General features: G+C 61.2%; 22 protein-coding genes and 1 pseudogene. 2 read left to right on the plus strand and 21 right to left on the minus strand.

The genetic code is table 11. From position 1 onward, the window contains the following. The 5 genes from ACTJJW_RS01935 to ACTJJW_RS01955 all read right to left on the minus strand — a co-directional run bounded on the left by ACTJJW_RS01935 (position 1) and on the right by ACTJJW_RS01955 (position 3,002). On the minus strand, positions 1-186 hold the full coding sequence (locus tag ACTJJW_RS01935; protein ID WP_462642485.1) for a hypothetical protein: 186 nt from the start codon (positions 184-186) through the stop codon (positions 1-3). A gap of 197 nt (positions 187-383) precedes the next feature. Continuing rightward, positions 384-1,190 (minus strand): DUF1883 domain-containing protein, encoded by an 807-nt coding sequence (locus ACTJJW_RS01940; RefSeq protein WP_462642478.1) that lies wholly within the window; start codon positions 1,188-1,190, stop codon positions 384-386. Then, positions 1,183-2,178: a PIN domain-containing protein gene (locus tag ACTJJW_RS01945; protein WP_462642317.1), complete on the minus strand. Its 996-nt coding sequence runs from the start codon at positions 2,176-2,178 to the stop codon at positions 1,183-1,185. Before ACTJJW_RS01945 ends, ACTJJW_RS01940 begins: the two co-directional genes overlap by 8 nt. Then, a complete protein-coding gene (locus tag ACTJJW_RS01950; RefSeq protein WP_462642318.1) occupies positions 2,178-2,600 on the minus strand; it encodes a type IIL restriction-modification enzyme MmeI in 423 nt (140 codons plus the stop codon). The genes ACTJJW_RS01945 and ACTJJW_RS01950 overlap by 1 nt, the downstream gene beginning before the upstream one ends. Before the next feature lie 69 nt (positions 2,601-2,669). Then, a complete protein-coding gene (locus ACTJJW_RS01955) occupies positions 2,670-3,002 on the minus strand; it encodes a hypothetical protein (RefSeq protein WP_462642319.1) in 333 nt (110 codons plus the stop codon). 228 nt (positions 3,003-3,230) lie between these two features. Here ACTJJW_RS01955 and ACTJJW_RS01960 point away from each other — a divergent pair, with 228 nt between their 5' ends. After that, positions 3,231-3,431: a hypothetical protein gene (locus tag ACTJJW_RS01960; protein WP_462642320.1), complete on the plus strand. Its 201-nt coding sequence runs from the start codon at positions 3,231-3,233 to the stop codon at positions 3,429-3,431. A 336-nt stretch (positions 3,432-3,767) separates the two neighbouring features. Here the strand turns inward: ACTJJW_RS01960 and ACTJJW_RS01965 are convergent, their stop codons facing one another. The 6 genes from ACTJJW_RS01965 to yczR all read right to left on the minus strand — a co-directional run bounded on the left by ACTJJW_RS01965 (position 3,768) and on the right by yczR (position 12,921). Further along, on the minus strand, positions 3,768-4,115 hold the full coding sequence (locus ACTJJW_RS01965) for a type II toxin-antitoxin system HicB family antitoxin (RefSeq protein ID WP_462642321.1): 348 nt from the start codon (positions 4,113-4,115) through the stop codon (positions 3,768-3,770). Then, the gene (locus ACTJJW_RS01970) at positions 4,106-4,357 is read right to left on the minus strand and encodes a toxin HicA (RefSeq protein WP_462642322.1); all 252 of its coding nucleotides are present in this window, start codon (positions 4,355-4,357) and stop codon (positions 4,106-4,108) included. The genes ACTJJW_RS01965 and ACTJJW_RS01970 overlap by 10 nt, the downstream gene beginning before the upstream one ends. A 176-nt stretch (positions 4,358-4,533) precedes the next feature. Then, the gene (locus tag ACTJJW_RS01975) at positions 4,534-6,693 is read right to left on the minus strand and encodes a DEAD/DEAH box helicase (protein ID WP_462642323.1); all 2,160 of its coding nucleotides are present in this window, start codon (positions 6,691-6,693) and stop codon (positions 4,534-4,536) included. Between the two features lie 322 nt (positions 6,694-7,015). Continuing rightward, the gene (locus tag ACTJJW_RS01980) at positions 7,016-8,164 is read right to left on the minus strand and encodes a hypothetical protein (protein WP_462642324.1); all 1,149 of its coding nucleotides are present in this window, start codon (positions 8,162-8,164) and stop codon (positions 7,016-7,018) included. 65 nt (positions 8,165-8,229) lie between these two features. Next, positions 8,230-11,385, minus strand: coding sequence for an efflux RND transporter permease subunit (locus ACTJJW_RS01985; RefSeq protein ID WP_462642479.1), 3,156 nt, complete (start codon positions 11,383-11,385; stop codon positions 8,230-8,232). Positions 11,386-11,499: 114 nt separating this feature from the next. After that, on the minus strand, positions 11,500-12,921 hold the full coding sequence (yczR, locus tag ACTJJW_RS01990) for a MocR-like transcription factor YczR (protein ID WP_462642325.1): 1,422 nt from the start codon (positions 12,919-12,921) through the stop codon (positions 11,500-11,502). 61 nt (positions 12,922-12,982) lie between these two features. On the opposite strand from yczR, the gene yczE reads away from it, so the two are divergent. Continuing rightward, positions 12,983-13,648: a membrane protein YczE gene (gene yczE / locus ACTJJW_RS01995; protein WP_462642326.1), complete on the plus strand. Its 666-nt coding sequence runs from the start codon at positions 12,983-12,985 to the stop codon at positions 13,646-13,648. Between the two features lie 180 nt (positions 13,649-13,828). Here yczE and ACTJJW_RS02000 read toward each other — a convergent pair. From ACTJJW_RS02000 to ACTJJW_RS02045, 10 genes and pseudogenes are all read right to left on the minus strand, one after another. Beyond that, a pseudogene (locus ACTJJW_RS02000) lies at positions 13,829-14,073 on the minus strand (transposase); the annotation flags it as partial. Positions 14,074-14,147: 74 nt separating this feature from the next. Continuing rightward, positions 14,148-15,308, minus strand: coding sequence for an acyl-CoA dehydrogenase family protein (locus tag ACTJJW_RS02005; RefSeq protein WP_462642327.1), 1,161 nt, complete (start codon positions 15,306-15,308; stop codon positions 14,148-14,150). Between the two features lie 4 nt (positions 15,309-15,312). Continuing rightward, positions 15,313-16,533, minus strand: coding sequence for a CaiB/BaiF CoA transferase family protein (locus ACTJJW_RS02010; RefSeq protein ID WP_462642328.1), 1,221 nt, complete (start codon positions 16,531-16,533; stop codon positions 15,313-15,315). 17 nt (positions 16,534-16,550) lie between these two features. Then, positions 16,551-17,414 (minus strand): fumarylacetoacetate hydrolase family protein, encoded by an 864-nt coding sequence (locus ACTJJW_RS02015; RefSeq protein WP_462642329.1) that lies wholly within the window; start codon positions 17,412-17,414, stop codon positions 16,551-16,553. A 28-nt stretch (positions 17,415-17,442) separates the two neighbouring features. Then, positions 17,443-18,216, minus strand: coding sequence for an SDR family oxidoreductase (locus tag ACTJJW_RS02020; RefSeq protein WP_462642330.1), 774 nt, complete (start codon positions 18,214-18,216; stop codon positions 17,443-17,445). After that, positions 18,216-19,121, minus strand: coding sequence for a dihydrodipicolinate synthase family protein (locus ACTJJW_RS02025; protein WP_462642331.1), 906 nt, complete (start codon positions 19,119-19,121; stop codon positions 18,216-18,218). The genes ACTJJW_RS02020 and ACTJJW_RS02025 overlap by 1 nt, the downstream gene beginning before the upstream one ends. Next, entirely contained in the window at positions 19,118-20,344 is a 1,227-nt protein-coding gene (lhgO, locus tag ACTJJW_RS02030) for an L-2-hydroxyglutarate oxidase (RefSeq protein WP_462642332.1), read from the minus strand. The genes ACTJJW_RS02025 and lhgO overlap by 4 nt, the downstream gene beginning before the upstream one ends. Next, complete coding sequence (locus ACTJJW_RS02035) at positions 20,341-21,576, minus strand: MFS transporter (protein WP_462642334.1); 1,236 nt, start codon at positions 21,574-21,576, stop codon at positions 20,341-20,343. The genes lhgO and ACTJJW_RS02035 overlap by 4 nt, the downstream gene beginning before the upstream one ends. After that, complete coding sequence (locus tag ACTJJW_RS02040; RefSeq protein WP_462642336.1) at positions 21,573-23,705, minus strand: TRAP transporter permease; 2,133 nt, start codon at positions 23,703-23,705, stop codon at positions 21,573-21,575. The genes ACTJJW_RS02035 and ACTJJW_RS02040 overlap by 4 nt, the downstream gene beginning before the upstream one ends. Next, a complete protein-coding gene (locus tag ACTJJW_RS02045) occupies positions 23,702-24,232 on the minus strand; it encodes a hypothetical protein (protein WP_462642338.1) in 531 nt (176 codons plus the stop codon). Before ACTJJW_RS02045 ends, ACTJJW_RS02040 begins: the two co-directional genes overlap by 4 nt. Between the last annotated feature and the right edge of the window lies 1 nt (position 24,233).

The raw sequence follows: 24,233 nt of genomic DNA on the forward strand, positions 1-24,233 counted from the left end.
TTAGAGTGCAGCCAACTTGTCGATTTCGGCGCGACCGAGCAGCTCGTCCATCTTGCGACGACGGTTGCGGTTGATCAGCGTGACAACGATGCCGACCTTGCCTGCGCGACCGGTACGGCCAGCACGGTGCAGGTACGTCTTGTACTCCTCGGGAGCAATGGTGTCCCACTTGACCCTCAGTCGCACACATCCGGATGACCCGGTAATGCGGACGGCTACTGGTAGGACTAGCTCCGGTCGTCTAGCTGGGCCTCGCGTGCTTCCACGACCAGGAGGGCGATCTCAGCGGCGATCGTGCCGATCTCAGTGTCAGAGGTGGAACGTGCGAACTTGTCAGCGAGAGACGGACTATTTGCGGCAACGACATCTCTGTCGAGGTCATGTTAGATGGGAAGGAGGTTTTGCTGGCCTCCGACAGTGAGGGTGACGATGCCGTCGAGCTCGTATTGTGGCCAGCCTTTCGCGAAGTAAGCCTCGCTGAGGACGACAGCGGCGAATCGACTGCTGCGGATGCCGCGGTCTATGCGTCGTCGCAGGCTATCGCCAATGCGGAGCTCTGCTTTGTCGAGCCACACCGAGACACCGCGGTCCTGAAGCGCCTGAGCGAGGGGAAGCGCGACCGCCGCCTTGTCTTCGCTTGCATGAGAGAGGAATACGTCCCACGTACGCCCATCAAACTCGGCTTCGGACTCTGGCGGTAACGGGCGACGGACGGAGACTTGACCAGATACACCTTGGTCGGGTGGAGTGCGGTACTCGGGAAGGTTGCCCCGTGGCGGAGGTTCGACGCCGATTGTCGCGTTGATGCGCCCTGACTTCCCACCGAGATCAATCGCGAGCAGCCAGTGCCCGCTGGAAGGCACGATGATCCTCGCCGGGCTCTTTTTTATCAGACCGCCAAAGTAGCGGTAGTGCCCACCTTTGCTCGCTGCGTAGGTGCGGTAATTCGACGAATCCATCAATAAAACGTTCGCCTGCTGACGCAGAGCCACAACTACAATTGACCTTTTTTCAGTTGCCCGAGGTCCTTCTTGAGGTGCTCCATAAATGGAGCATACGAGAGACCACTGCCATCCGGTGGACTCTGAATGTCTTTGCAGCGAGCAGTTGCGAGAGCAAACCAGATGTCGCGTTAACCCGTTGAACTGGTCATCATTTCGGACTGCCGGGTCGACAACTACTCTAAGTATCTAAGAAGTCCCACTCGCTGCCCAATACCCACCGAAGGGTAGAGAGCTTTCCGTTAAGCATGCCCAACTGGAAATCGGTATACGGCCCAAGTTGCCCGGGCTCAGAGTGCGCCGTCTCAACTCGTAGGCGTCCTGGCCCTGCGACCGCGAGCAGGTAGTCCAGAGCAGCCTGATCTCCGCTATCTTCCAGCCGATACTCATGCTGCAGTGACCGGTGATACCAGATCCTATCGAACATCTCTCGTTCGGCCTCTTGGATCGCGTCGAGCCGCCTCGGCTCCTCTTCGAAATAGGTCTCTTCGAAAAGTTGCTCGATCTCGTCACCAAAATGGCGAAAGAGGACTCCGTTGAGTCCCTCGACGCCAAGCTCGTAACTCGATCCATCCGCTGCGAAGAAGTCACCCAGATCCGAATGCGGCTGTCGGCGATCTCCTGTCGGAACCGAAAAGTCATCGCTGTTCGTGGTCACAAACGCGTGCGGCTCACGATCAAGATCAACGCCGTCCATCGCCGCCCCATAGAGCTCGATGAGCAAAGCGTCGGCGACACTATTGCGTGACCGGTGAAACGGTGCGCGTTTCGCCAAACCCCGTTCGACAATCCGGTGGCGAATCGCATCGGTCGGTTCAAGTGTCCGACCTGCACGCAACAACTCCAGCACCTCGTCAAAGTTGCGAGTTGTCATGGCGCCAATCAAAGGAACGTGGCGGGCGAGGTCCTCAATCAGCTTGAGCGCTTCCTCTTGGTTTGTGCCGCCGAAGTCATCGAGGTCCTGCTTGATGAGTTTGAACCGCTGGGCGACGCTCGCAGTCATTGACGCTTCGATGCGGTCACGATTTCGCTCGAACTCGTCGATAACTACCGCTGGAACGATTAGCTCAAGTTGCTTTTGACTAACGAGAACGCGAAGTGCCACAATCCACCGCTGGCCGTCACGTCGTTTGGAAAGGTCGAGCCAGGAAGAAGTGTCGACGAGCATATGAAGCATCAGGTGAGCTTTGCTTTTTTCGTTTTCGGTCGGCTTTTCTTAGGCGTCTCAAGTTGCCCGTCATTAACCATCGCCACGTAGCGTTCAAATAAGCGATGCTGGCGATCAGCGGGCATGGGAGGTGCGGTAAAACCAAAACCTCGATCTACCACCTGGTCGAGGTGGTCGTGGGCCTCGATGAGTGCCGGGCTCACTACGAACGGATCATACATTTCGGCTAGCGATCTAGAGGCAAGACGATCCCGCACCGCAAGCACACCACGTCCAGCTGTCCCCCGATTGTCATGAAGGCGACAAGGATCGCGGTGATATTGAACGCTGCGCCTCGATGAGCGAGTGACCACTCGACGCGGTTGTTGAAAATATGTACTTCGGCGTTTCCCCCTAATGCGGCTTTTGGTAAGTAGGATCTCGTCGCTCATGGGGGAAGTTTATCGCTTGAGCTACGACTAGGCTGGGGCCCATTTCGAGTGGGAAGCAGCGACAACCGGTTACTCGCAGTGGCGCTGTTCCTTTAATGCCTGCTTGCGAGTGAGCACGCGATTCACCGCCTTTGCACCTGTTCCGCGCACGAGAGTTGTGTCGCCGACCTCTTTCCAGGATTCGTGCTGCGCTTCGCCGTGGTGTATACCCTCACAGGAGCACGTGCAATCGTCACCCGTTGCGGTCTGACAGCGCCGATCGCATTGTTCGGTTTGACTGTAGTGCATCTCGATTTGCACTTCGCCGTCCCGAATGGCGATCACCTCCGCGACCGCTGTGAGGTGTTCGCGGCTAATCGTCCAGTAGCCATGCCAGTACGGTTTGCCCTCGTCTGCATTCACCCAGGTTGGTCGGATAATCCTGCCGGTCGCAATCCTAAACATGCTCCGGTTGGAGGGTCCATCGCCACGCGGGCCGCGTAGCCCGTGGAGGTCGATTCGTCCTGTCAGCGGGCGGATTATTTAGGCTGTCATGCCCAAACGGTATCTGAGCGGGTCGGGCCCGTCTGGGTCTACCGGCAGTCCCCTTGAATCGGTGTGGAGCGGAGCGCAGTTGATATGCTCGCCGATATGAGAGCATTACTCGCGACCGCGACCGTCACGCTGACCATTGTGTCCCTCGCGGCCTGCTCCTCCGAGCCAGAGATCGATCCACTTGCAGTTGTCGCTAGCGCATCCATCTCCAACATCGAAGACAACACCCGGCCGGCCGGTACACCGTCACCTCGGCTGATCTGGAACAGACAGGCTTCGGCACTGAGCTCAAACTAGGGTTCGACATCACCAACGCCAACAACACGAAGTTCAGCCCGGTCTCAACGATCACCTTTACTGACGGATCGGTGATGACTTGCGAGGCTGACGATGTGCGCCGCGTCCCATCGCTCGTGATGACCACCGATACGTGGGACTTCGCATGCGACAGCAGTATTCCGGAAGATCCCAGTGGCGCGAGAATCTCCATAGTCGATACGTACAACGACTAGCAGGTCGCGGGGAGGGCCAGCAACTGATCCGTCGAACTCACGCAAGCAACCTTGAACGCTCGTGGCAGCGAGTCTGAGAATCGACAATTTGAGAGCACTGACGCGCGTAGCCACAAGGTCCCTAGTGAACGAGCCGGCTCGCAGCTAGGCGGTTGAGGGAGACGTTTTGTTCGGCCGCGTCGATGACGAGCTGTCGATGCGACTCAGGGGTGACACGAACCATGAATTTGCCAGAGTAGGTGCGGTCCGCAATCGCCTCGGGTGCGGTCTCACCGCTTTCGAGCATGTCGTCAAGGACATCTTTGACCAGAGCTTGAATGCCCTGGAACGCATCATCCGATTTGTCGCCTACCCACGATAGCGACGGCATCTCGGCCACTGCGCCGATAAATGCCTCATCCTCAGGAGACCACCGCACTCGGTAGGTGTAGTGCTCTGCATTCACAGTCTTCACAGTCTTCACAGCCATTCTCCTTCCAATTTCTCGATTGCCGCCAGCACCTGCCGCACCTGATAAGGCTTGGCCTTGCCGTGGTCGTTTTGAATGTTCACGCGCGGGTCACCGTGCCATGGCATCCGGTACACCCTGTGCGAGGTACCTTCTTGTCGCGGTTTTCCGAAGTACAGATCGCAGACCTTCACGAGATCCGCGAACCTCACTCCTTTCGGTGCGTGCCGCATCTGCGCCAACAACTTCTCTACACTTGTCACAAGTCATAGTATCACTATTGATATCAGTTAGAAAAGTCGTGCCGCGATTGACTGCTCGTAAACCAGCGCATCTCGGCCACGTTGTCGCCGTGCTGTGGCCGCGCGAACTCCGGACGCAAAAAGCCCCAGATGCCGACCACGTGAGTGGGGCATCCGGGGCTTTCGTGTGTGCGTGGTTAGAGCGCAGCCAGCTTGTCGATGACGGCGTCTCCGGCAGCAACGTCGATCGACTCTGCATCGATCTCGGCGCGGCCGAGCAGTTCGTCCATCTTGCGACGACGGTTGCGGTTGATCAGCGTGACAACGGTGCCGACCTTGCCTGCACGACCGGTACGGCCAGCGCGGTGCAGGTACGTCTTGTACTCCTCGGGAGCATCAGCCTGAATGACGAGGCTGATGTCGTCCACGTGGATGCCGCGGGCTGCAACGTCTGTCGCGACGAGCACGTTTACCTTGCCGCTCGTGAGCATCTGCAGGTTGCGGGTACGACGCGACTGGTTGAGGTCACCGTGGAGGCTGGTTGCCGGAGTTCCGGACATACTCAAGAATTCAGCCATCTCTTCAGCGAACGCACGCGTGCGAGTGAAGACGAGAGTCTTGCCATCGCCAGCAGCGAGCTGCTTGATGATCGCACGCTTTTCGCGCTGTTCGATGAGCAGAACCTTGTGGTCGATCGTGGATGAGGCCTGGTCTTCGCCAGCTACCTCGTGCACGGCCGGGTCAACAAGGAACTCCTTCACGAGAGTGGCAACACCCTTGTCGAGGGTTGCCGAGAACAGCAACTTCTGACCGCCATCGCTGGTCTCACGCAGAATGCGCTGAACGGGCTCAAGGAACCCGAGGTCGCACATGTGGTCGGCTTCGTCGAGAACAGTAACCTTCACCTGGCTGAGGTCGAGGCGACCCTGCTCGATGAGGTCCTCAACACGACCGGGGGTAGCGATGATGACATCGACACCGCGCTGGAGGGCTGCAACCTGCTTGTACTGAGGAACGCCACCAACGATGGTCGTGGTGAACAGACCAACGCTGCGAGCGATGGGCTGAATGGTGCGATCGATCTGCTGAGCAAGCTCACGAGTCGGAGCGAGGATGAGGGCGCGAGGCTTGCGACCCATCTGACGGTCCTTGCCACCGTTGTTCTCCATGAGGCGTTCAACGAGGGGCGCACCGAAAGCAATGGTCTTGCCCGATCCGGTCTTTCCGCGACCCAAAACATCTTTACCGGCGAGAACGTCGGGGATGGTTGCTGCCTGGATGGGGAACGGTGACTCTGCACCCATGGATGCGAGCTGACGCGAAATGTTCGAGCCGATACCGAGGTCGATGAAGGACTTGCCTTCGATGTCGCTCGCGGTAACTACCTTGGCGACGAGACGCTCGAGAACAACATCTTCCTGCTGCGCGTGCGACGACTTAGCGTCGCGGTTCGGGTAGTACGAGCTTTCGCGCGGCTCGGAGCGCTGTGGGCGATCGTTGCGGTCGTTGTAGGACGGACGGCTGCCGCGGTCGGGGCGGTCACCATATGAGGGGCGCTCTGAACGCTGTGCGCGATCGTTGTAGGAAGGACGCTCTGAACGCTGTGCGCGATCGTTGTAGGAAGGACGCTCTGAACGGCCGGCGGATGCACCGCGGTCAGGACGGTCTCCATACGAGGGGCGCTCTGAGCGACCGGCGGAACCACCACGGTCAGCGCGGTCGTTGTATGACGGACGCTCGGTGCGCTGCGGGCGATCGTTGCGGTCGCCGTACGAGGGACGGCCACCGCGGTCGGGGCGGTCACCAGAGGAGGGACGCTCGGTGCGCTGAGCGCGGTCGTTGTATGAGGGGCGCTCTGAGCGGCCGGCGTAACCGCCACGCTCGGGACGCGAATCGCGCTGGGGACGGTCACCATAGCTTCCGCGCTCAGTGCGCTGCGGGCGTTCGGTGCGGTCGCCGTATGACGGGCGGCCTCCACGCTCGGGGCGGTCCCCATATGAAGGACGCTCAGTGCGCTGGGGACGGTCACCGTAGGCGCCACGTTCGTTGCGCTGCGGGCGGTCACCGTACGAGGGACGCTCGTTGCGGTCGCCGTTTTCGGGGCGGCCACCACGGGCAGGCTTTTCGCGAGGAGTCCAGTCGGGGCGACGCTCATCGCGTCCGCCACGAGATGCTCCTGTGTTGCGGTCGCCAGTGCGCGCGGCACGGTCATCCGCACTCCACCGACGCTTGGGCGCTTCGCCCTGGTCTGCACGGAATCCGCGGTGACCTTCGCTGCGCGCTCCGCCGCCACCCTTAGGGGCGGACTTGAAGTTTTTGTTGCCACGGCCTGTGGCAGGTTTATTGAAATTAGGCATAGTTCTTTCCGGGTTATTCGTAGATGAAACACATCTAGTGCGTGGAGCGCGCGCACGCCAACGCTCACCAATTTAATTAGTTGTTTACTAACTAGCTTGAGCATTCGTGCACTGCACTTCTGAACCCGGGCAGTCTTTGACCGAGGCCGTCACATACATTCGTGTGATTGTCGCCAACTGCCTGAACTTTTCAGACACGTATGCTGGCAAACCGGCCCGCAAGACTTACAAACCCTACGCGAAATTTCGCGCTGTCTTGAGCCGACCTAACTACGTTACTCCATTGCGCGCCGAATTACGAGGGGCGGATGGATGTCCGGCACTACTTGAGGCGTGAGTTCACTGCAAACTGCAGCGGATACAGATCCACGATCTCCCCGACAGGTGCCAACCAATCGCCCACTTCTGCGAGCATGTCGCCCGCACTGACGAGGCGCATCTGATTGCTGGGGTCACAGGAGATAGTGAGCTCACCTTCGGTCAAGCCATGGACCACCGCCCACGCCCGAATATCCAAGGCCTGGCGGCCGTCAGCGTAGCGCTCAGCTGCGACCCCAGTTGTCACGTTGATCGTTTCGTCGATCTTGCCATCACACACCACGCGAGCCCACGCATCCATGTGGTACCGACCAGGAAGCCACAAATAGGAGTCGATCAGAGCGATCCGGTTGCTCGCGACAATAGCGTGACCGACGTGAGCGTTCGGGGCCCCCGGGAAATGTAAACCTTCAACGATTGAGACACCAGGCATCAGAAGTAACTGCTCGAGCAGCGGAGCTGTCAATCGTTCCGCAACTGCGAGTCGACGTTTGAGCTCCCCCGAACTTTCATCGGGGTTCATTTGGCTACTTGCGAACTTTCGCCTTCGCTGGCCCTCAGGAAAGGCAGTGTTATAGGCCGACCAATACATGTCGCGCTGAAACGCAAAGCGCGCAACTTGCTTGTCCAACATTCGCCACGCCATTACGCCCACGACCAGCACGATTGCGTGCACGATTATGACCGTCGAGTTATGGAATTCGAAAGCGGTGATGAATTCGGACGATCCGCTGGGCGCAACGAGGACAGGGATTCCCAGATAAAGAGCACCCACACTCAACACGATCGCAAAAGCCGTGAAGAGTACGCCGGCTAAGCCACCCGCAGAGTCAATTCGCCGAAGACCGATTGCTAGCATGCCCGCCACCAACGCTAGCGACATAAGTCCGAGCCCTGTGCGATGCAATGGTTCCACGTCCACACGGGCGAAGAGTTCGATCATGTACACGACAGTGCTTGCGAGTGCCGCCAACGAGAACAGGGCGATGAGCAAATGCAGGATCACCGAGAGCTTCGCAACCAAGGGTGGCGGGCCATATTGCAACGTAAGTTTCGTTGGCCACCGTTTTTGAGCCCACGCAAAGTGATCCGAGCGCACAACCGGCACCGGAATAGATTGGCCGACCGAGTTGCTTTCCCCAGCATCGTTCATGACAGAATCTCCACTTCCCCCGGCTCAACCTAGGGCATCCGCAGGAGATGGACGAGACAGAATCCTTATTCGGCAGTCGCTACCGGTTCGGCCTCGCGCCGAGCCTTTTTCGCGGCGCGACGGCTTTTGCGATCGGTGCCTGCGGCCTTGCGATCTTCGCGACGCTCCTTGGCACCCTCAACGAGGTAGTAGAGAACGGGCAACACCACGAGGGTCAACAGGGTCGAGGAAACGAGCCCACCAATCACGATGATTGCGAGCGGCTGCGAAATGAACCCGCCCTCGCCCGTGAGGCCAATGCCGAGCGGCAGCAGCGCGAAGATCGTTGCCGCCGCGGTCATCAAAATCGGGCGAAGTCGACGCGACGAACCCTCGATGATGGCCTCGCGAGCGCGCATCCCCTTCACGCGGTACTGGTTAATGAGGTCAACAAGCACGATCGCGTTCGTGACGACAATACCGATCAGCATCAGCACACCGATCAATGAAGCAACACCGAGCGGGATGCCCGAGATCACCTGAAGCGCAATCGCACCGGTTGCCGCGAACGGCACCGACACCAGCAAGAGCAGCGGCTGGCGCAAGCTCTTGAAAGTGGCAACCATCACGACATAAACGATCAGAATCGCGACCAAGAGCGCAAGGCCAAGCTGCTGGAACGCATCCGTCTGCTCGGTAGCAACACCACCCAGCGACGCCGAAGCCCCCGCAGGCAGCTTCGCTTCATCAACGGCAGCAGCAACTAGGGCGGATGCCGTACCCACGTCGTCACTACTCGGAGTCACACTCAGGGTCGCACTGCGCACACCCTTCACCGAGGTGATGCTCGCCGGGCCGTCATCGACCGTTACTGCCGCAACATCAGTGAGCGGAACGAGCCCGGCAGCACTCGGAATGTCGAAGTCACGCAATTGCTGAATCGTGACGGGTGCCGACTCGTTGAGGATGTAAATCGACAGAGTTGCCTCATCAATCACCGCGCTGCCGACAGCATTCGGGTTCATCGCGCCGGCCACAATTCCGCCGACCGCAATCTCGCTCAGTCCACGCTCTGCTGCCTTCTCGCGATCAACGGTCACCGAAATGAATGGCTGCTGCTCCGACAGGTTGCTGGTGGCTTCGGCAACCACATCGAGGTCCCGCACTTGCTTGAGCAGGGCATCCGATGCTTCGCGCAGTTCGGAGTCACTGGTTGCGGTGATGTTGATCTCGATGTCGCTCGAGGCGAATCCGCTTGACGCCGAAGCGAGCGTTACTTCACCAGCGTCGTCGATTTTGGCGACGGCATCACGCACGTTCTTTTGCAGCTCGACCTGGTCGACCGCGGGGTCGGTGGTGAGCGAGAAGGTGCTCGCGCCACTGCCGGAGAATGCCGCGCGCAACGATCCGCCGCTTGATCCGATCGACAGCTGCACAGTCTCAACGCCGTCGAGGTTGATGAGCACATCTTCGACCTTCTGTGCTGCTTCGTCACGCGCCTCAAGGCTCGCGCCGAGAGGCAAAGTTTGGCTCACGGTGAGCGTGTTCTGTCCGCTGTCGCCAATGAAGTTTGTCTTCATAAACGGGAGAAGCGCAACGGTTCCACCCAGCAGAAGAACGGCGACAAGGAGCGTGGCAACCGGACGCTTGAGTGTCCACTTAATCACCGGAAGGTAGCCGCGCTGCAGCGCAGTCGTCTTTTCCTCCTGCGGGAGACCGGCGGCGTGCGCGTGTGCGACAGCTTCTTCGGTGTGACGCGGTGCCGCCTTGTTTCCGAGGAACCAGTAGGCGAGCACGGGAACGATCGTGAGCGACACGAACAGCGAGGCCGCGAGCGCGATTGCCGTCGTCAACGCAAACGGTCGGAACAGCTCACCCGTGATGTCGCCAACGAGCGCGAGCGGCAGGAACACCGCAATAGTGGTCACAGTGGATGCCGTAATAGCTCCCGCAACTTCCTTCACCGCAGTCTGGATGGCCTGCAGTTTCTGCTCCCCCATCGACACATGACGCTTGATGTTCTCAATGACCACAATCGAGTCATCCACCACTCGACCGATAGAAATGGTGAGCGCACCGAGGGTAATGATGTTGAGCGTGTAGCCCGACACCTGCATACCAATGAAGGTGATGAGCACGGATGCCGGAATCGAGATTGCGGTAACCAGTGTCGAGCGGATTGACAGCAAGAACACCAGGATCACGATCACGGCGAAGACCAGCCCGAGCAGTCCCTCGGTGGTGAGGCTGTTGATCGACTCCTCAATGAAGGGTGCCTGGTCGAACACGACAGTGAACTTCGTGTTGCTACCGAGTGCACTTTCGAGCTCAGGGATGAGATCGTTCACGGCCTGCGAAACAGCAACCGTGTTGCCTGCAGGGCTCTTGGTGATGGCAATCGTGAGCGCGTCTCTGCCGTCGACTCGCGAGATTCCCGTCTCAGGGTCATCGATCACTTCGACAGTGGAGACATCGTCGAGGGTTACGACCTCGGTATTCGTGCCGCCCAGCAGCGGAAGGGCTGCGATCGCATCCGTCGTGGTGATGCGGTTGCCAGCCTGAACTGTGAGGGTTTGGCCGTCTTCGGTGATCTCACCCGCAGGCAACAGCACACCGTTGTCGTCAAGTGCCGCGCGGATATCAGCGTTGCTCAATCCATTCGCAAAGAGCTTCTCGGGGTCGGGAGTGATAACCACACGCTGGGTTGACGTGCCGAGCAGGCTTGCGTCACTGACGCCATCCAACTTCTTGATATCAACCAGAGTGGATGCTTCGAGCTTGCGAGACAGCTCTTGGGCATCGAGATCGCTGGAGACAGCAATCTGCACCACGGGCAGATCAGTGAAGTTGAAAGTGAAGACTTGAGTGTCGGCAGAGTCGGGCAACTGACCCGAGATGCGGTTGATGGCGAGCTGAATTTTCTGCTCGGCGGTAGCAATGTTGGTCCCGTATTCGAACGAGGCTGAGATGTTCGAGAAGTTGGAGTTCGAGGTGGCCGTAGTCGACTCGAGACCGGGTACACCCTGAATAACAGCCTCAATCGGCGCCGAAAGGTCCTTATCAACGACCGCGGGCGACGCACCGGGGTAGGTCGAGATGATGAAGATCTGCGGCAGCGACAGCGACGGGATGAGCTCTTGCTTGAGCGACGTCAGCGCCAGCCCACCAAAGATTCCGATGACGATTGTGACAAGCGCGATAAGAGCTCGGTTGCGCAAAGAGAAAACGGAGAGCAGGTGCACGAGGTAACTTTCGTTGCTGTGAAAAGTGGGTGCAGTGAGAAATCCACATACTTGTTGCGTCAATTCTCGCAGGATGCACCAAGCTACGCATACTCTCGCGAGATTAGTTGTGCACTAAACGACGTTCGCCAATTCGCTGCTTGCTGGGGAGAACGGATGCCGCATCACTGTCGACCAGGCGGCGGCCAGTGCCGAAACACCCTGTTCCAATTCCGCGGCGTTTCCGCTGAAGGGAATGCGGAGGAATCGCTCAAATGCCCCATCCATGCCAAAGCGCGGGCCTGCAGCAATCACGAGACCTTCGTTGCGCGCTGCTAAAACGAGTTGCGAGCTGACTGGCTGACCGAGCCCAACCCACGCGGTCATTCCGCCGGGGGTGTGTGGCACCTGCCAGCTGGGCAGGTGTTCGGCGAGGAGGGAGGAGAGGTGTTCGCGACCGGCGCGCAATGAGGTGCGCCGATCATCCAGAATCGAAGGGAAGTCTTCGAGCACATTGGTGACGACGAGCTGTTCGAGCAGCGGGGTACCGAGGTCGCCGGCAGACCGGGCCCGGACGAGCTGACGAATGGTGGCGTGATCGGCGCGGATCCAGCCGGTGCGCAACCCGCCCCACACTGTCTTGCCGACGGAGCCAACCGAGATCGCGTTGCCGTGTGCGGCAAACGGCAGCCGGTTTCCTGTGCCATCGAGATCGAGTTCGGCCATCGTCTCGTCGGCTATTACTGCGGTGCCGTGGCGCGCAGCGAGCGACAGCAGCTTTTCGCGAAGCTCATCGGGCATCGACTGCCCGGTGGGGTTGTGAAAGTCGGGCATGAGATAGGCCAGTGAGGGGCTAGTGCGCTGGATGGCCTGTTCGACGGCGAGCGCATCCCACCCCGTCTCTGTCGACACTCCCACGGGCACGAGTCGTGCGCCGGCAGCACGAAGAGCATCGAGGGCGTGCGGGTAGCTCGGGTTCTCCATGAGGGCGCGGTCGCCGCGCGACATGAGGGTGCGCGAGATGAGGGCAATGGCGTGCTGGGCGCCGAGGGTAACCATGATCTGGTCGGGGCTCGTTGGCAGCCCGCGGTCGGCGTAGCGCTGGGCGATAGCCTCACGCAGCACCGGGATACCGACGGGGTCGAAGCCTGACTCGCCCAGATAGGCAGGAAGTTGTTCGGCTGCGAGCTGGGACGCGGCAATCACTTCGGGTGCGGCAGACATTGTTGACTTACTGAAGTCGAGCATCTGCGGTGCTGCGGTGTCGGGAATCAGCGACGACCGATGTGGCAGCTGCGCCACACTTCCGGAACCACGGGTGCTCTCCACGTAGCCGCCCTCGCGCAACGAGGAGTATGCGGCTGTCACCGTGGTGCGGCTCACACCGAGAGCGAGAGCCAACTCCCGCTCAGCAGGCAGGCGCGTTGAAGTCAGGATGCGACCATCCATAACCAGCAGGCGGATGCGGTCGGCCACAGCCACATACGCCGAAGCGGATGCTGCGGCACGCCATTCACCCATCATCACGACCAATGCGCGTGCAGAAAGGCTATTCATGAGGCCAGAATAGCCGAATTGGCCTCTTGTTCAGAGTCCAATTGCGTAATTGGATATCTTTATGACTCCTCGCCTCATCATGGCTCGCCGTGTAGCCCAGCTCGCCTTTGGGCTCTTTTTCTACGGTTTCGCCATTGCGTTCATGATTCGCGCAGAAGTTGGGGTCGCCCCGTGGGATGTTCTCGGCCAAGGTGTCTCGCTGACCACTGGCCTTCCCTTTGGCCTTGTCACTAACATCGTTGGTCTGATCGTGCTGCTGTTGTGGATCCCGATCCGGCAAAAGCCCGGCATCGGCACCGTCTTCAACGTTGCGCTCGTTGGACCCAGTGCTCAGCTGGGACTCTGGATGCTGCCCGAGATCGAAGGGCTATTCCTGCGCATCCTGGTCTTCGTGGCCGGACTCCTATTGCTCGGCATCGCCACAGGCCTCTACCTGGGGGCGCGATTCGGGCCGGGCCCGCGCGATGGCCTGATGACCGGCATCCATCACAAATTTGGCGGCAAGATCTGGATCGTCCGCAGCGGTATCGAGATTGTCGTACTCACGATCGGCGCGATTCTCGGCGGAAACCTGGGGTGGGGCACTCTTGCGTTCGCCCTGCTGATCGGCCCAATCGTGCACTTCACGATTCCGCGACTAATGGTCCCGGCCGCGATCACTCCCCCTGCTGACGTGACAGCAACTGAAGCGGCTACGCCAAATGCGTGTGAGCAAACGCAACCGTAGCGGCGCTTGGCTAACCATTCACTTTCATCGCTTTCTGAGGCGACGCCGCATTCGGCGGCCCAAGTCCAGGCGACGTCTAGTAGTACTTAGTTAGGTTGGTGCTCGTTGTCTGCAGTAGGGGCAGTATCCGGTTCGTGTGGCGACGAGCTGTTGGTTGCTCATGGAGGATGCCGTAGAGACTCAGGCTGCCCCAGGCGCTTGTAGGCGGGTGAGTCTCAGGGCGGTGATGAAGAGAGGTGTGCGGCGGTGACGAGGGCCACTTGGTAGCGCCAACCGGCCCAGGTGCGTCCTTCGAAGTGGGCCAGACCGAGACCTGTTTTCAGTTCCCGGTAGTCGTGTTCGATCCGCCAACGGATTTTTTTAAGCCGGACGAGTTCAGCTAGCGGGGTAGCCTCCCGCGGGGTGGAGAGCCGTCGTTGCCGCGGGGAATGTCCCGGTTGTCCGGTTTTGATCGGTGCTGTGCGCTGGGTTCTGTGGCGATACCTCTGTCATGGCTGCCTCAGCGGAACGCTGGAATCCCCGTGATGTGATTGCCCAAAATTAGGGTGTGTACTTCATCGGTGCCCTCATAGGTGCGCACGCTCTCCAGGTTGTTGGCGTGGCGCAGCGGAGAATAGTCCAGCGTGATCCCGTTGCCGCCGAGCATCGCGCGGGCATCACGGCAAATCTGGATGGCTTCACGGCAGTTGTTGAGTTTGCCAACCGAAATCTGGTGAGTCTGCAGCGTCCCTGCATCCTTCAGCCTGCCGATCTGCACCGCCAACAGCGTGCCCTTGTTTATTTCGAGTGCCATGTTGACCAGCTTTTCCTGGGTCAGTTGGTAGCCGGCCAGTGGCTTGCCGAATTGAAGGCGTTGCTGCGAGTAGGCCAGGGCGGTGAGGTAGCTGTCGCGGGCCGCGCCCATAACGCCCCAGATGATTCCGTAGCGGGCCTCGTTGAGGCACTCGAACGGGCCGCGAAGGCCCTTGGCGTGCGGAAGCATCGCAGTACCGGGCAGCCGGATGTTCGTCATCTCGATATCGCATTGGATCGAGGCTCGCATGGACAGCTTCTGCTCAATGGCGGTGGCCGTGAAACCCGGGCTGTCGGTGGGAACCACGAAACCACGAATGCCATCCTCAGTCATGGCCCAAATGATGGCGACCTGCGCCACCGATGCCAGCCCGATCCAGCGCTTGCTTCCGTTGAGAATCCAGTCATCGCCGTCCCGGCGGGCAAAGGTGAGCATGTTCCCGGGGTCGGAGCCAGCAGTGGGCTCGGTCAGCCCGAAGCATCCGATCGCCTCCCCGGCTGCCATCTTCGGCAGCCACTCACTCTTCTGATCTTCCGAACCGTGCTTGGAGATGGCGCTCATCGCGAGTGAGCCCTGCACGCTCACGAAGGTACGCAGGCCGGAGTCCCCGGCCTCCAACTCCATGGCGGCCAGACCGTAATCCACAGCGCTGCGGCCGGGGCAGCCATAGCCCGTGAGGTGCATGCCGAGCAGGCCAAGTTTCGCCATCTCTGGCACGATCTCCAGCGGAAACTCGGCGTTTTCATACCAGCGGGCAATGTTCGGCTTGATTTCGGCGTCCACAAAGGAGCGCACGCTGTCCCGGAGCGTGATTTCTTCCAGGGTGAGGAGTGATTCGATTCCGATCAGGTCCGATGTGTCGTTCATGGTTCTACTTTCCAGTTAGCGGTTCTTGGATGGCAGCCGACGGGCTGGATGGCTCGTCGAACGTTGCGCCGTTGTGTTCGCCCAGGAGCGGGGGCAACCGCCGGTACTGCGCAGGAGTTTCGGAGAGGCGAATCGGGTTGGCCACCTGCTGGCTTGTCCTGGTCCGGGTTTCGTCGCCTATTTCAATAACTGGCTCCAACCCGAGCTCGGTCGCTAGTTCCAGGGCTTCTACGATCGAGTTCACCTTGCCTGCAGGCACGCCAGCAGCACTGAGTAGCGCGGACCATTCCGCGGCCGACCGGGTCTGCAGCTGCCCTTCCAGCAGCGACTTCAGCGCTATCCGGTTGGCCACCCGATTGGCGTTGCCGGAGAAACGGATGTCGCTGGACAGTTCCGGGATGCCCAGCACGCGTACCAGGCCTGCGAACTGTTTGTCGGTTCCCACCGCAACGGCCAGCGGGCCGTCGGCAGTATGGAGCGTTTCATACGGAGCAATGCTGGGGTGTGCATTCCCCATTCGCGGTGGAGCCTCGCCGGTCGCCAGAGTGCTGGATGCCTGATTGACAAGGCCGGACAGCAGCGAGGACAGCAGGTTTACGTCAACCCGTTGGCCGACACCGGTCTGTTCCTTGGACCTCAATGCGGCGAGGATTCCCACCACGGCGTTCTGGCCCGACATCACGTCCACGAGGGCGACACCCACCTTGCTGGGCTCCGCGTCTTCCGAACCGGTAACGCTCATGAGCCCCCCGACTGCCTGCACCAGAAGGTCGTAGCCGGCAAGGTGCGCCCCACCGGTGTTGCCGAACCCGGTGATCGAGCAGTAAACCATGTCTGGTCGTTCCGCCCGAATGGACTCATAGTCGAGTCCGTAGCGTTCCATTACCCCCGGGCGAAAGTTCTCGATGATGACGTCAGCGCTCAGGGCGATCGCCAGAGCCTCCGCGAGCCCGTCCGCCGTGCCGAGGTCGCACACCACGGAGCGCTTGTTGCGGTTGACGCTGGAAAAGTACGTTCCAACGCCATATTCATCTACGGGCGGCAGCCAGGTGCGCGTGTCGTCACCGGATGGTCTTTCGAGCTTGATGACGTCTGCACCGAAGTCCGCGAGCATCATCGAGGCAAACGGTCCGGCGAGTACGCGCGAGAAGTCGGCAACTTTCACACCGTCCAGTGGCCCGGCCGGAGCGGTGGAGGTCAGCGGGGCCCAGGTATGATGACGCATTTCTGAAGACGCAGTCATTAGGAAGCTACGACGGGATTGCTGAGCACACCCACTCCGGCAACCCAGCACTCCGCCACGTCCCCGGATCGCACGTGCACAGCTCCAGGCGTTCCGGTGGAAATGATGTCCCCCGGGTACAGCGGCATCACCTTGCTGTGGAAGCTGATCAGGAATGCCGGATCGTAGCGCATGTTCGACACCGTGTTGCTGCGGTGGACCTCGCCGTTGACGACAGTGGAGACCTCGACCTCGGCAAGGGAACCCACTGATTCCAGCACCTCAGCGAGCGGAATGATCCGGGGGCCAAAGGAGAAGAAGCCGGGGAAGTTCTTTGACCGGGTGAGGAACCGTGGGTTTCGCTGCAGGATGTCTTCCGCCGTCTGGTCCAGAACGGGCACCACGCCTGCCAGGTAGGACAACGCATCTTCCGGCTCGACATTGCGGCAGTAGCGACCGATCACCACGGCAATCTCGGCTTCCGTGGTGGTGCGTTCGCTCTGCTCCGGGATGGGGATATTCTCACCGGGGCCGATGATCGTGTGGTCGCCCTTGATGAAGGACGCTGGTTCGTCCGGTACGCCCTCGGCAAGGTCGGAGGCATGCTCCACGTAATTCAGCCCGATACCCCACAGCATGCGCGGGTGCCGGTACGGCGCCCCGAATTCCACTGACTCCGGGTCCCGAAACATCGAGTCCGCCGCGCTGGATGCTGACGCCTCGAGTTCTTCGAGCCTGTCGGCGACGAGCACGTCGAGAACATCACCCGAGTAGCCAGGAATGAGGTCGCGAATGAGTGCTGCGCCACGCTGCGGGTGCACGACGGCGGGGAGCTCTTCTGAGCCCTCGCGGATGGAACAGAGGTGCAGGGTGCTAGAAAACATGGGGTCCAATCAGTAGATAAGCATGCGATTAGTAGGCACGAACGAGGCCGCCGTCGCAGCGGATCTGCTCCCCGGTGACGTAGGACGCCGCTGTGCTGGCTAAGAAGGTCACGACGGCGGCAAACTCTTCTGGCTTTCCGTACCGGCCTGCTGGAATGGAGCCCTCGGATGCCGCGCGTACCTCTTGGGCTGTGCGTCCGGTGCGTTGGGCTGCTGCCGAATCCAATGAGCCAACGCGGTCGGTGTCGATGCGTCCTGGCAGCACCATGTTGACAGTCACGCCGTCACCAGCCACCTCGTATGCCAGGGTCTTGAGATATCCGGCAAGTCCCGCGCGTCCAATGTTGGAGAGTGCCAGCCCTGGCAGCGGCTGCTGCACACCGCTGGAGCCGACTGCCACCACCCGCCCCCATCCGCGCTCCCGCATTCCGGGAACTATCAGGGAGGTCAGTCGCACGTGCTGGAGCAGCAGCAGGTGTACCGCCGACAGCAACTGCTCGTCGCTGACAGCCGAGGCTCCGCCGGGCGGCGGTCCGCCGGAGTTCAGGATGAGTACGTCGACGGGCCCGAACGCCTCAGCAGCCGCTGCAGCCAGTGTTGTCGGCGCATCGTCTGCCGTCAGGTCAATTTCGATGCCGACGGCGGATGGTAGGCGTTCCGCTTCTGCGCGAACCATATCACCGCGGCGAGCGGCGAGTACCACGTTGGCACCCTCTGCCGAGAGCGACCTGGCGATAGCGAGCCCGATTCCCGCGCTGGCGCCCGGAACCAAAACGTTCTTCCCCTTGAGTCCGGTATCCATCAGGCAGCCCCAACCTTCACGGCCTCAAGGTGGGCGTCAATGAGTTCGGCGAGCTGCGCTGGCAGTGTTGGCGATGGAGGCCGAACCAGTGCTTCGGCGATCACGCCGCGGCGGCACAACACCTCCTTGCGCAGTGCCAGTCCGACACTCGGCTGGGCTTCGAAATTGACCAGCGGCAGCCACGGAGCAAAGGCCGCGCGGGCGCTGCGGTAGCCGCCGTCATCCCAGGCCGTCAGCGCAGCCTGCAGGCCTTCTGGGTGGGAGAAACCGGTCATCGCGCCAGCCGCGCCCGCAGCCAACTCATCCAGCAGGCCTACTCCGCCGAGCCCGCCGAATACCGGCACGGATGTTGCGCCGGTGAGCTGGGCAATCGCGACAGCGGTGGGCGGTGCCTCGGACTTGATGGCCACAATAAACGGGCACCGCTCGGCAACCGCCAGGATTTGCGCTGCGTTAATCGAGACGCCAGAGGCGACCGGATAATCTTGGAGCACAACGCCTGCGCCGGTCGCCCGGTGCACCGCGGTCAGGTGCGCTGTGAGTATGTCGGGGTTCGAGCTGTTGACCTGAACCATCAGTCCGGCAAGGTTGTCGCCAGCCGCGGTCACGACGGTGCGCGCCTGCTCAACGGCCACCGCTGTTGAACGGGCGGAGAGCCCGACGACCATCGGGGTGGCACCAGCTTCGTTGGCTACGGTGCCGACAATGAGCGCCTGCTCGGCCGAGTCGAGGAAGGCTCCCTCGCCGAACACGCCAAGAACCACCAGTCCGGTCGCCGGCATGGCGGTGTAAAGTTGCACTTCCCGGCGCAGCGAGTCGGTGTCAATAGCGAAGTCGGCTCCACTGAACGGCGTTGCAAGCACGCCCCACAATCCGGGCTTGAGGGGTGGGATCGGTGTGTTCATGGGGAGGTAATGTCCTTTCGGTCGAGGGCCAGGTCGACAGCGTGTTCGGCGATGGCCATGGATGAGGTTGCGGCAGGCGATGGGGCATTTCGGATGCTCAGCACGGAGCCGTGGCGGGTTATTCGGAAGTCATCGATCAGGGAACCATCCCGACCCAGAGCCTGCGCCCGCACCCCGCGCGGGCCGGGCACCACATCCGCCGTCGTTAGCTCGGGGATGTATTTGCGGGCGGCGGCGACGAAAGCGTGGCGGCTCAGCGAACCCACCATCTCGGTGGCTCCCGTTCGCCAGTTCTGCCGTGCGAATTTGCGGAAACCCGGCCACGAGACCGCGTCGTATAGGTCGCGGACGGAAATTTTCGACCACCCGTAGCCTTCGCGAGCCAGGGCCAACACTGCGTTCGGGCCCACCATCACTTCGCCATCGACGCGGGGAGTGAGATGGACTCCGAGGAATGGGTAGCGCGGGTCAGGTACCGGGTAAACCAGTCCCCGCACTAGGTGCCGCCGTTCGGGGCGGAGCAGGTAATACTCGCCGCGGAACGGCAGAATTCGCGGATCGGCTTCGTCGCCGGCCAGCTGCGCAACGCGATCGGCCTGCAGGCCGGCGCAGACTATGACGGCGTCATAGGCAGCGGAGTGCTCATTGGAGCCGTGCCCACCGCGCACCAGGGTCTGTCTGCCGTGTTTGTCGAGAGCTGTCACCTCAAAGGATGTCCGCACCGTGCCGCCAGCTGAAATGACGTCGTCGGCCAGGGCGCGGGTGACGGCGGCGTAGTCGACGATGGCCGTTTCGGGGGAGTGGATGCCAGAAATTCCGCGGACGTGGGGCTCGAGTTCGCGCAGTTGGGCCTCGTCGAGCAAACGCACGCCGGGCACGCCGTTGGCCATCGCACGCGACATGATGTCACCAAGGCGAGAATCCTCGAGTTCATTGCGTGCCACCAGCACCTTGCCACACTCGTCATACGGCAGTCCGCGCTCCGCGCAATAATCGCGCAACAGGCTCGCTCCCCGCCGACAGAGCAGCGCCTTGAGCGAACCGGGCGTGTAGTAGAGCCCAGAGTGCACCACTCCGCTGTTGTGCCCGGTTTGGTGCCCCGCAAGGACGGGCTCCTTTTCGAGCAGAGTGACCTGTGCATCCGGCTGTACCTGGAGAAGACGCCTGGCCACGGCGGCACCGACAATGCCACCCCCGACAACCGCGAAACTGTTGGACTTCATCGTTGTTCCTCCGTGTTCGAATACTCTTTGGCCTGCCCCAGTACGCCGCCCGCGAGTGCCCTGCGAGAGCTGCGGATCATCCGGCGCCCGAGGCGAAAGGTCACGGCGGCCAGGAGCGCCACAGCGGCGGCGGCCAGCCAGCCGGTGCTGTAAGACGTCGCGGCCACCAGGAGGCCGAAGAGCAATGGACCGCACGCCGCACCAAGCGAGAGCCCGGTTTGCAGCACGCCTGTCGCGGATGCAGCGGCCAGCCGGTTGTCGCGCACAACTGCGAAGTGCACCAGCCCCGGCCACGTCCAGCCAGCGCCGTACGCCAAGAAGGCACCAATTGTGAAAAGTGATGTGCTGCCGAGGCTGAGCAGCAGGAAGCCAACTACCCCCAGGGCGAGAAGGTTGGCAATCAATACGTACGGGCTGCGGCGGGGGAATCGGTCCATCGCGGCGCCGAGTGCGATGCGGAGGAACAGGCCGAGCAGGGCGGCTGCCGCGAACAGCAGCCCTGCCGTGCTCGGAGACATACCAGACTGCACCGCGGAATCCACGAGGAAGACACCCAGCGATGTTGCTGCGGCCGCTGCGAGCCCTGCGCCGATCGAGACCATCACCAGCCCACCGCGGGGAGTGCCGCGGTCGACTTCTGTGACGCTCTCCGTCGTCAGCTTTCGTGAGTCTTGGCCTCTAAAGATCACCAACAAACCCAGCGCCAGCGCCAGTATTGCGCCGAAGAAAAAAGCGTATCGCCACCCGACCGTCAGCGCGATGCCCGGCACGGCAAGCCCCGCGATCATGGTGGCCACCGGGATGGACGACTGTTTGATCCCGAGAGCCAGCCCCAGCCGGCCGGGGCTCACCGCGCGGGAAATGCCCAAGTTAGCGGAAGGCTGCGCCAGGGCATTGGCGACTCCTCCGACAAACAGTGCAGCAATGAGCATTGCGAACGACTGCGCCACGCCTGCTCCGACCAGGGCAACTGCTGCCAGAATCGCGGACACCATCATTCCGCGGGTGGCTCCGATTCGCTGAATCAGGCGACCAAGCGGATGGGAGAGGAGTCCAGAGACCGCGAAAAGCGTAGCGGCCGCCACCCCCAGTTCAGCCGGTCCGATGCGCAAATCCCCGCGAATCTGCACCGCCAGCGCACCCACCAAGTACACGGGCAGTACGCCAGTGGTGGTCACCGAGACGGCATGCAGCAGCATACCGGTGGCGCGCGCTGGCGCTGTGGCAGTCACAGAGTTTCGACGCTGAGCGCCGGCGATTCTGCGCTGTCATCCGGTGTTTCATCGCTACGGTTTCGGCGTCGTCCAACGATGTGCACCAACACCCCGACGGCGATGATGGCAACACCAATGGCGATGTACATCGGCTCCATGACCAACAGCGGCAGGGATCCGACGCCGAGCAGAATGCGTTCAGGCCAACGAGCCGGCCCCAGAAGCCATGCCCCGGTTGAGACGGCGAGCGCGGCTACCGCCACGATTGACACGCTGAACGCCAGGGCAATGGTGCCAATTCCACCCTGCAGGAGTAGTCCGACTCCCGACCCGGACAGCACGAAGATGAACGGCACGAGGAAGGCCGAAAGCGTATACCGCCAGGTGAGCCACATGGTCTTGATGGGCTTACCGCCGGTGATGGCCGACGCCGCGAACGGAGACAGCGCCGTTGGAGGTGAAACCTCGCTGAGCACCGAGTAGTAGAAGATGAACATGGCTGCCGCGAACGCGGGAACACCGACATCCTGCAGGGCAGGCCCGATGATCACCCACGAGATGATGAAGCTGGCGGTCACGGGAACCGCGAGGCCGAGCAGGGTGACGGAGATCGCCGAGAAGATCGCAGTCAACAGGAGATTGCCGCCCGCGAAGTCCACGATAATGCTGGCCAACTTCAACCCAAGGCCGGTCAGAGTCATGACCCCCACGATGAGCCCGGCGGCGGCCATCACGGGAATGACGGACAGCGCGCCAGTCGCGCCCGTTGCCAGTGCGTCCCAAATGCGCTTGGGCGTCATCCAGGACTGGCGGTCGAGGAAGCTGAGTAGGAATGCGAGCACTGTCGCAAAGACGACGGCGCGAAACGGCGTCATGCCCATGACCATGAATACCACGATCGCAATGAGGGAGCTGAAGTGGTAACCGAAGCGCAGCAATAGCTTGCCGACAGGCTTCACATCCATCTTGACGGGTTTTGTCTTGAACCGTCTGGCATCCATTTCAATGGCAAGGATGATCCCGAAGTAGTACAGCAGAGTCGGAATAGTGGCCCAGATCAACACCTGCAGGTAGGAGACACCGAGCAGCGCGGCGATGATGAATGCCGCGGCGCCCAAAGTGGGCGGGGACATGATGGCACCGATGCCGGCTGCCGCGAGGATACCTCCGCCGTGTTCCTTCGGGTATCCGGCCTTGCGCAGTAGTGGCCAAGAGATTCCGCCCAAGGTCACGGTGGTGGCGACACCAGAGCCAGACACCGTTCCGAGCAGGAAGCCGGCGAGGGTGACGGTGCGGCCCGGTCCCGACTTGGACTGGCCGAAGGCCGAGAACGACAGATCGATGAAGAACTTCGTGGCCCCGGATGCGCCAAGCACCGCGCCGTAGATTGTAAAGAGAATTATGTACGTCGCCGCAACATCGGTCGGAACCCCGAAGAGCCCCTGCGTGCCCATGACGTTATGGCCGACCAGGCGGATCCAGCCAAAGGCGGAGGTTTGGAACGGGTCCGGAAAGTAGGGACCCCAAAACGCGTAGGCGAAGAACCCAGCAACAACCAGCGGTACGAGCACGCCGACAGTGCGCCGCGCGGCTTCAAGAGTGACCAGGATGGCGATGGTACCCATGGCCAGGTCGAGGTAAGTGGGGTTAATAGCCCGGCGGAAAAATGAATCCCAGTCGGAGATGATGTACGCGAATGGCACAATGGCGACTGCCGCAAGCACCCAGTCCACGACGTGCGGGTTATCCGAGCGACCGAGGTCCTTTGCCTTGGATGAGCGTCCCCAGCCGCGGTAGACCAGGAATGTCATGGACAGCCCGATCATCAGGAATGCGGGGAGATAGAGCTGCGTCGCCATCGGGTTGAACACCCAATACAGCGCGAACAGTGAGAGGGCCACCCCGATGGCCTTGACGATGATTGAGGGTATTCCGGTGAGCTTGCGGGCCGGCTTCTCCGCCTCGAACTCGGCAATGAGCGCTTCTTCGTCGATCTCATCACTGCGGTCTATGGGATTAATGACTCCATCGCCGTCTTCCGGGACCATCGCTCCGCCGCGACGCTCGGGGTCAATCGCCTCATTCAGAGAGACGGGGTGGATTGCGTGCGGCTTCACGGCGTCATTGCCGTCTGGTCGCTCAGTCATGGGGTCTCCTTGATGTCTAACACAATGAACGGATTGCTATCTTCGACCAGCCGCCAGAGTTCGAGCGGGGCCGAGCCGGGGGTATGCAGTGTGCGCTGCCCGAGGTCTGTGGCCGCCAGCGAAAGCGTTTCGAACTCGGCCGGATGCGCCGGATCCGGCGACACTACCCATGCGCGGCGATCGGACTCCGCTGCGCGGGCTGGCGCACCGGGAACGGCATAATATTCTTCGAGAACCGCCAGTTGGTCGGCAGCGATCTGCGTCAGCAAATAGCGGCCATCTGGAAGGACTAAGTAACGCTCTTCGGCCACCGTGCCATAGATCGAATTTCGGTAACTTACGGCGAAAGTGTTCCCCGCAAGAGGAATGCTGGCCAGCTCGCCGCCGTCATTGCTAATGACGAGTGATCGAGTGTCATCGGCTTCGTCCTGCTCCGCGGCGGATGCGACACCCACCGCGGATGCGATACCGATCGCGCCAAGCGTGCCAAGGCACACCAGGCTAATGACGACGGCTGGCCTCAGCATG

The organism is Rhodoglobus galactosidasius (assembly GCF_054957775.1).

Coding starts and splice junctions, on each gene's coding strand:
- ACTJJW_RS01945 (WP_462642317.1), bottom strand. CDS start 2,178: ATGCTTCATATGCTCGTCGACACTTCTTCCTGGCTCGACCTTTCCAAA.
- ACTJJW_RS01950 (WP_462642318.1), bottom strand. CDS start 2,600: ATGAGCGACGAGATCCTACTTACCAAAAGCCGCATTAGGGGGAAACGC.
- ACTJJW_RS01960 (WP_462642320.1), top strand. CDS start 3,231: ATGAGAGCATTACTCGCGACCGCGACCGTCACGCTGACCATTGTGTCC.
- ACTJJW_RS01965 (WP_462642321.1), bottom strand. CDS start 4,115: ATGGCTGTGAAGACTGTGAAGACTGTGAATGCAGAGCACTACACCTAC.
- ACTJJW_RS01975 (WP_462642323.1), bottom strand. CDS start 6,693: ATGCCTAATTTCAATAAACCTGCCACAGGCCGTGGCAACAAAAACTTC.
- ACTJJW_RS01980 (WP_462642324.1), bottom strand. CDS start 8,164: ATGAACGATGCTGGGGAAAGCAACTCGGTCGGCCAATCTATTCCGGTG.
- yczR (WP_462642325.1), bottom strand. CDS start 12,921: ATGAATAGCCTTTCTGCACGCGCATTGGTCGTGATGATGGGTGAATGG.
- yczE (WP_462642326.1), top strand. CDS start 12,983: ATGACTCCTCGCCTCATCATGGCTCGCCGTGTAGCCCAGCTCGCCTTT.
- ACTJJW_RS02005 (WP_462642327.1), bottom strand. CDS start 15,308: ATGAACGACACATCGGACCTGATCGGAATCGAATCACTCCTCACCCTG.
- ACTJJW_RS02010 (WP_462642328.1), bottom strand. CDS start 16,533: ATGCGTCATCATACCTGGGCCCCGCTGACCTCCACCGCTCCGGCCGGG.
- ACTJJW_RS02015 (WP_462642329.1), bottom strand. CDS start 17,414: ATGTTTTCTAGCACCCTGCACCTCTGTTCCATCCGCGAGGGCTCAGAA.
- ACTJJW_RS02020 (WP_462642330.1), bottom strand. CDS start 18,216: ATGGATACCGGACTCAAGGGGAAGAACGTTTTGGTTCCGGGCGCCAGC.
- ACTJJW_RS02025 (WP_462642331.1), bottom strand. CDS start 19,121: ATGAACACACCGATCCCACCCCTCAAGCCCGGATTGTGGGGCGTGCTT.
- lhgO (WP_462642332.1), bottom strand. CDS start 20,344: ATGAAGTCCAACAGTTTCGCGGTTGTCGGGGGTGGCATTGTCGGTGCC.
- ACTJJW_RS02040 (WP_462642336.1), bottom strand. CDS start 23,705: ATGACTGAGCGACCAGACGGCAATGACGCCGTGAAGCCGCACGCAATC.
- ACTJJW_RS02045 (WP_462642338.1), bottom strand. CDS start 24,232: ATGCTGAGGCCAGCCGTCGTCATTAGCCTGGTGTGCCTTGGCACGCTT.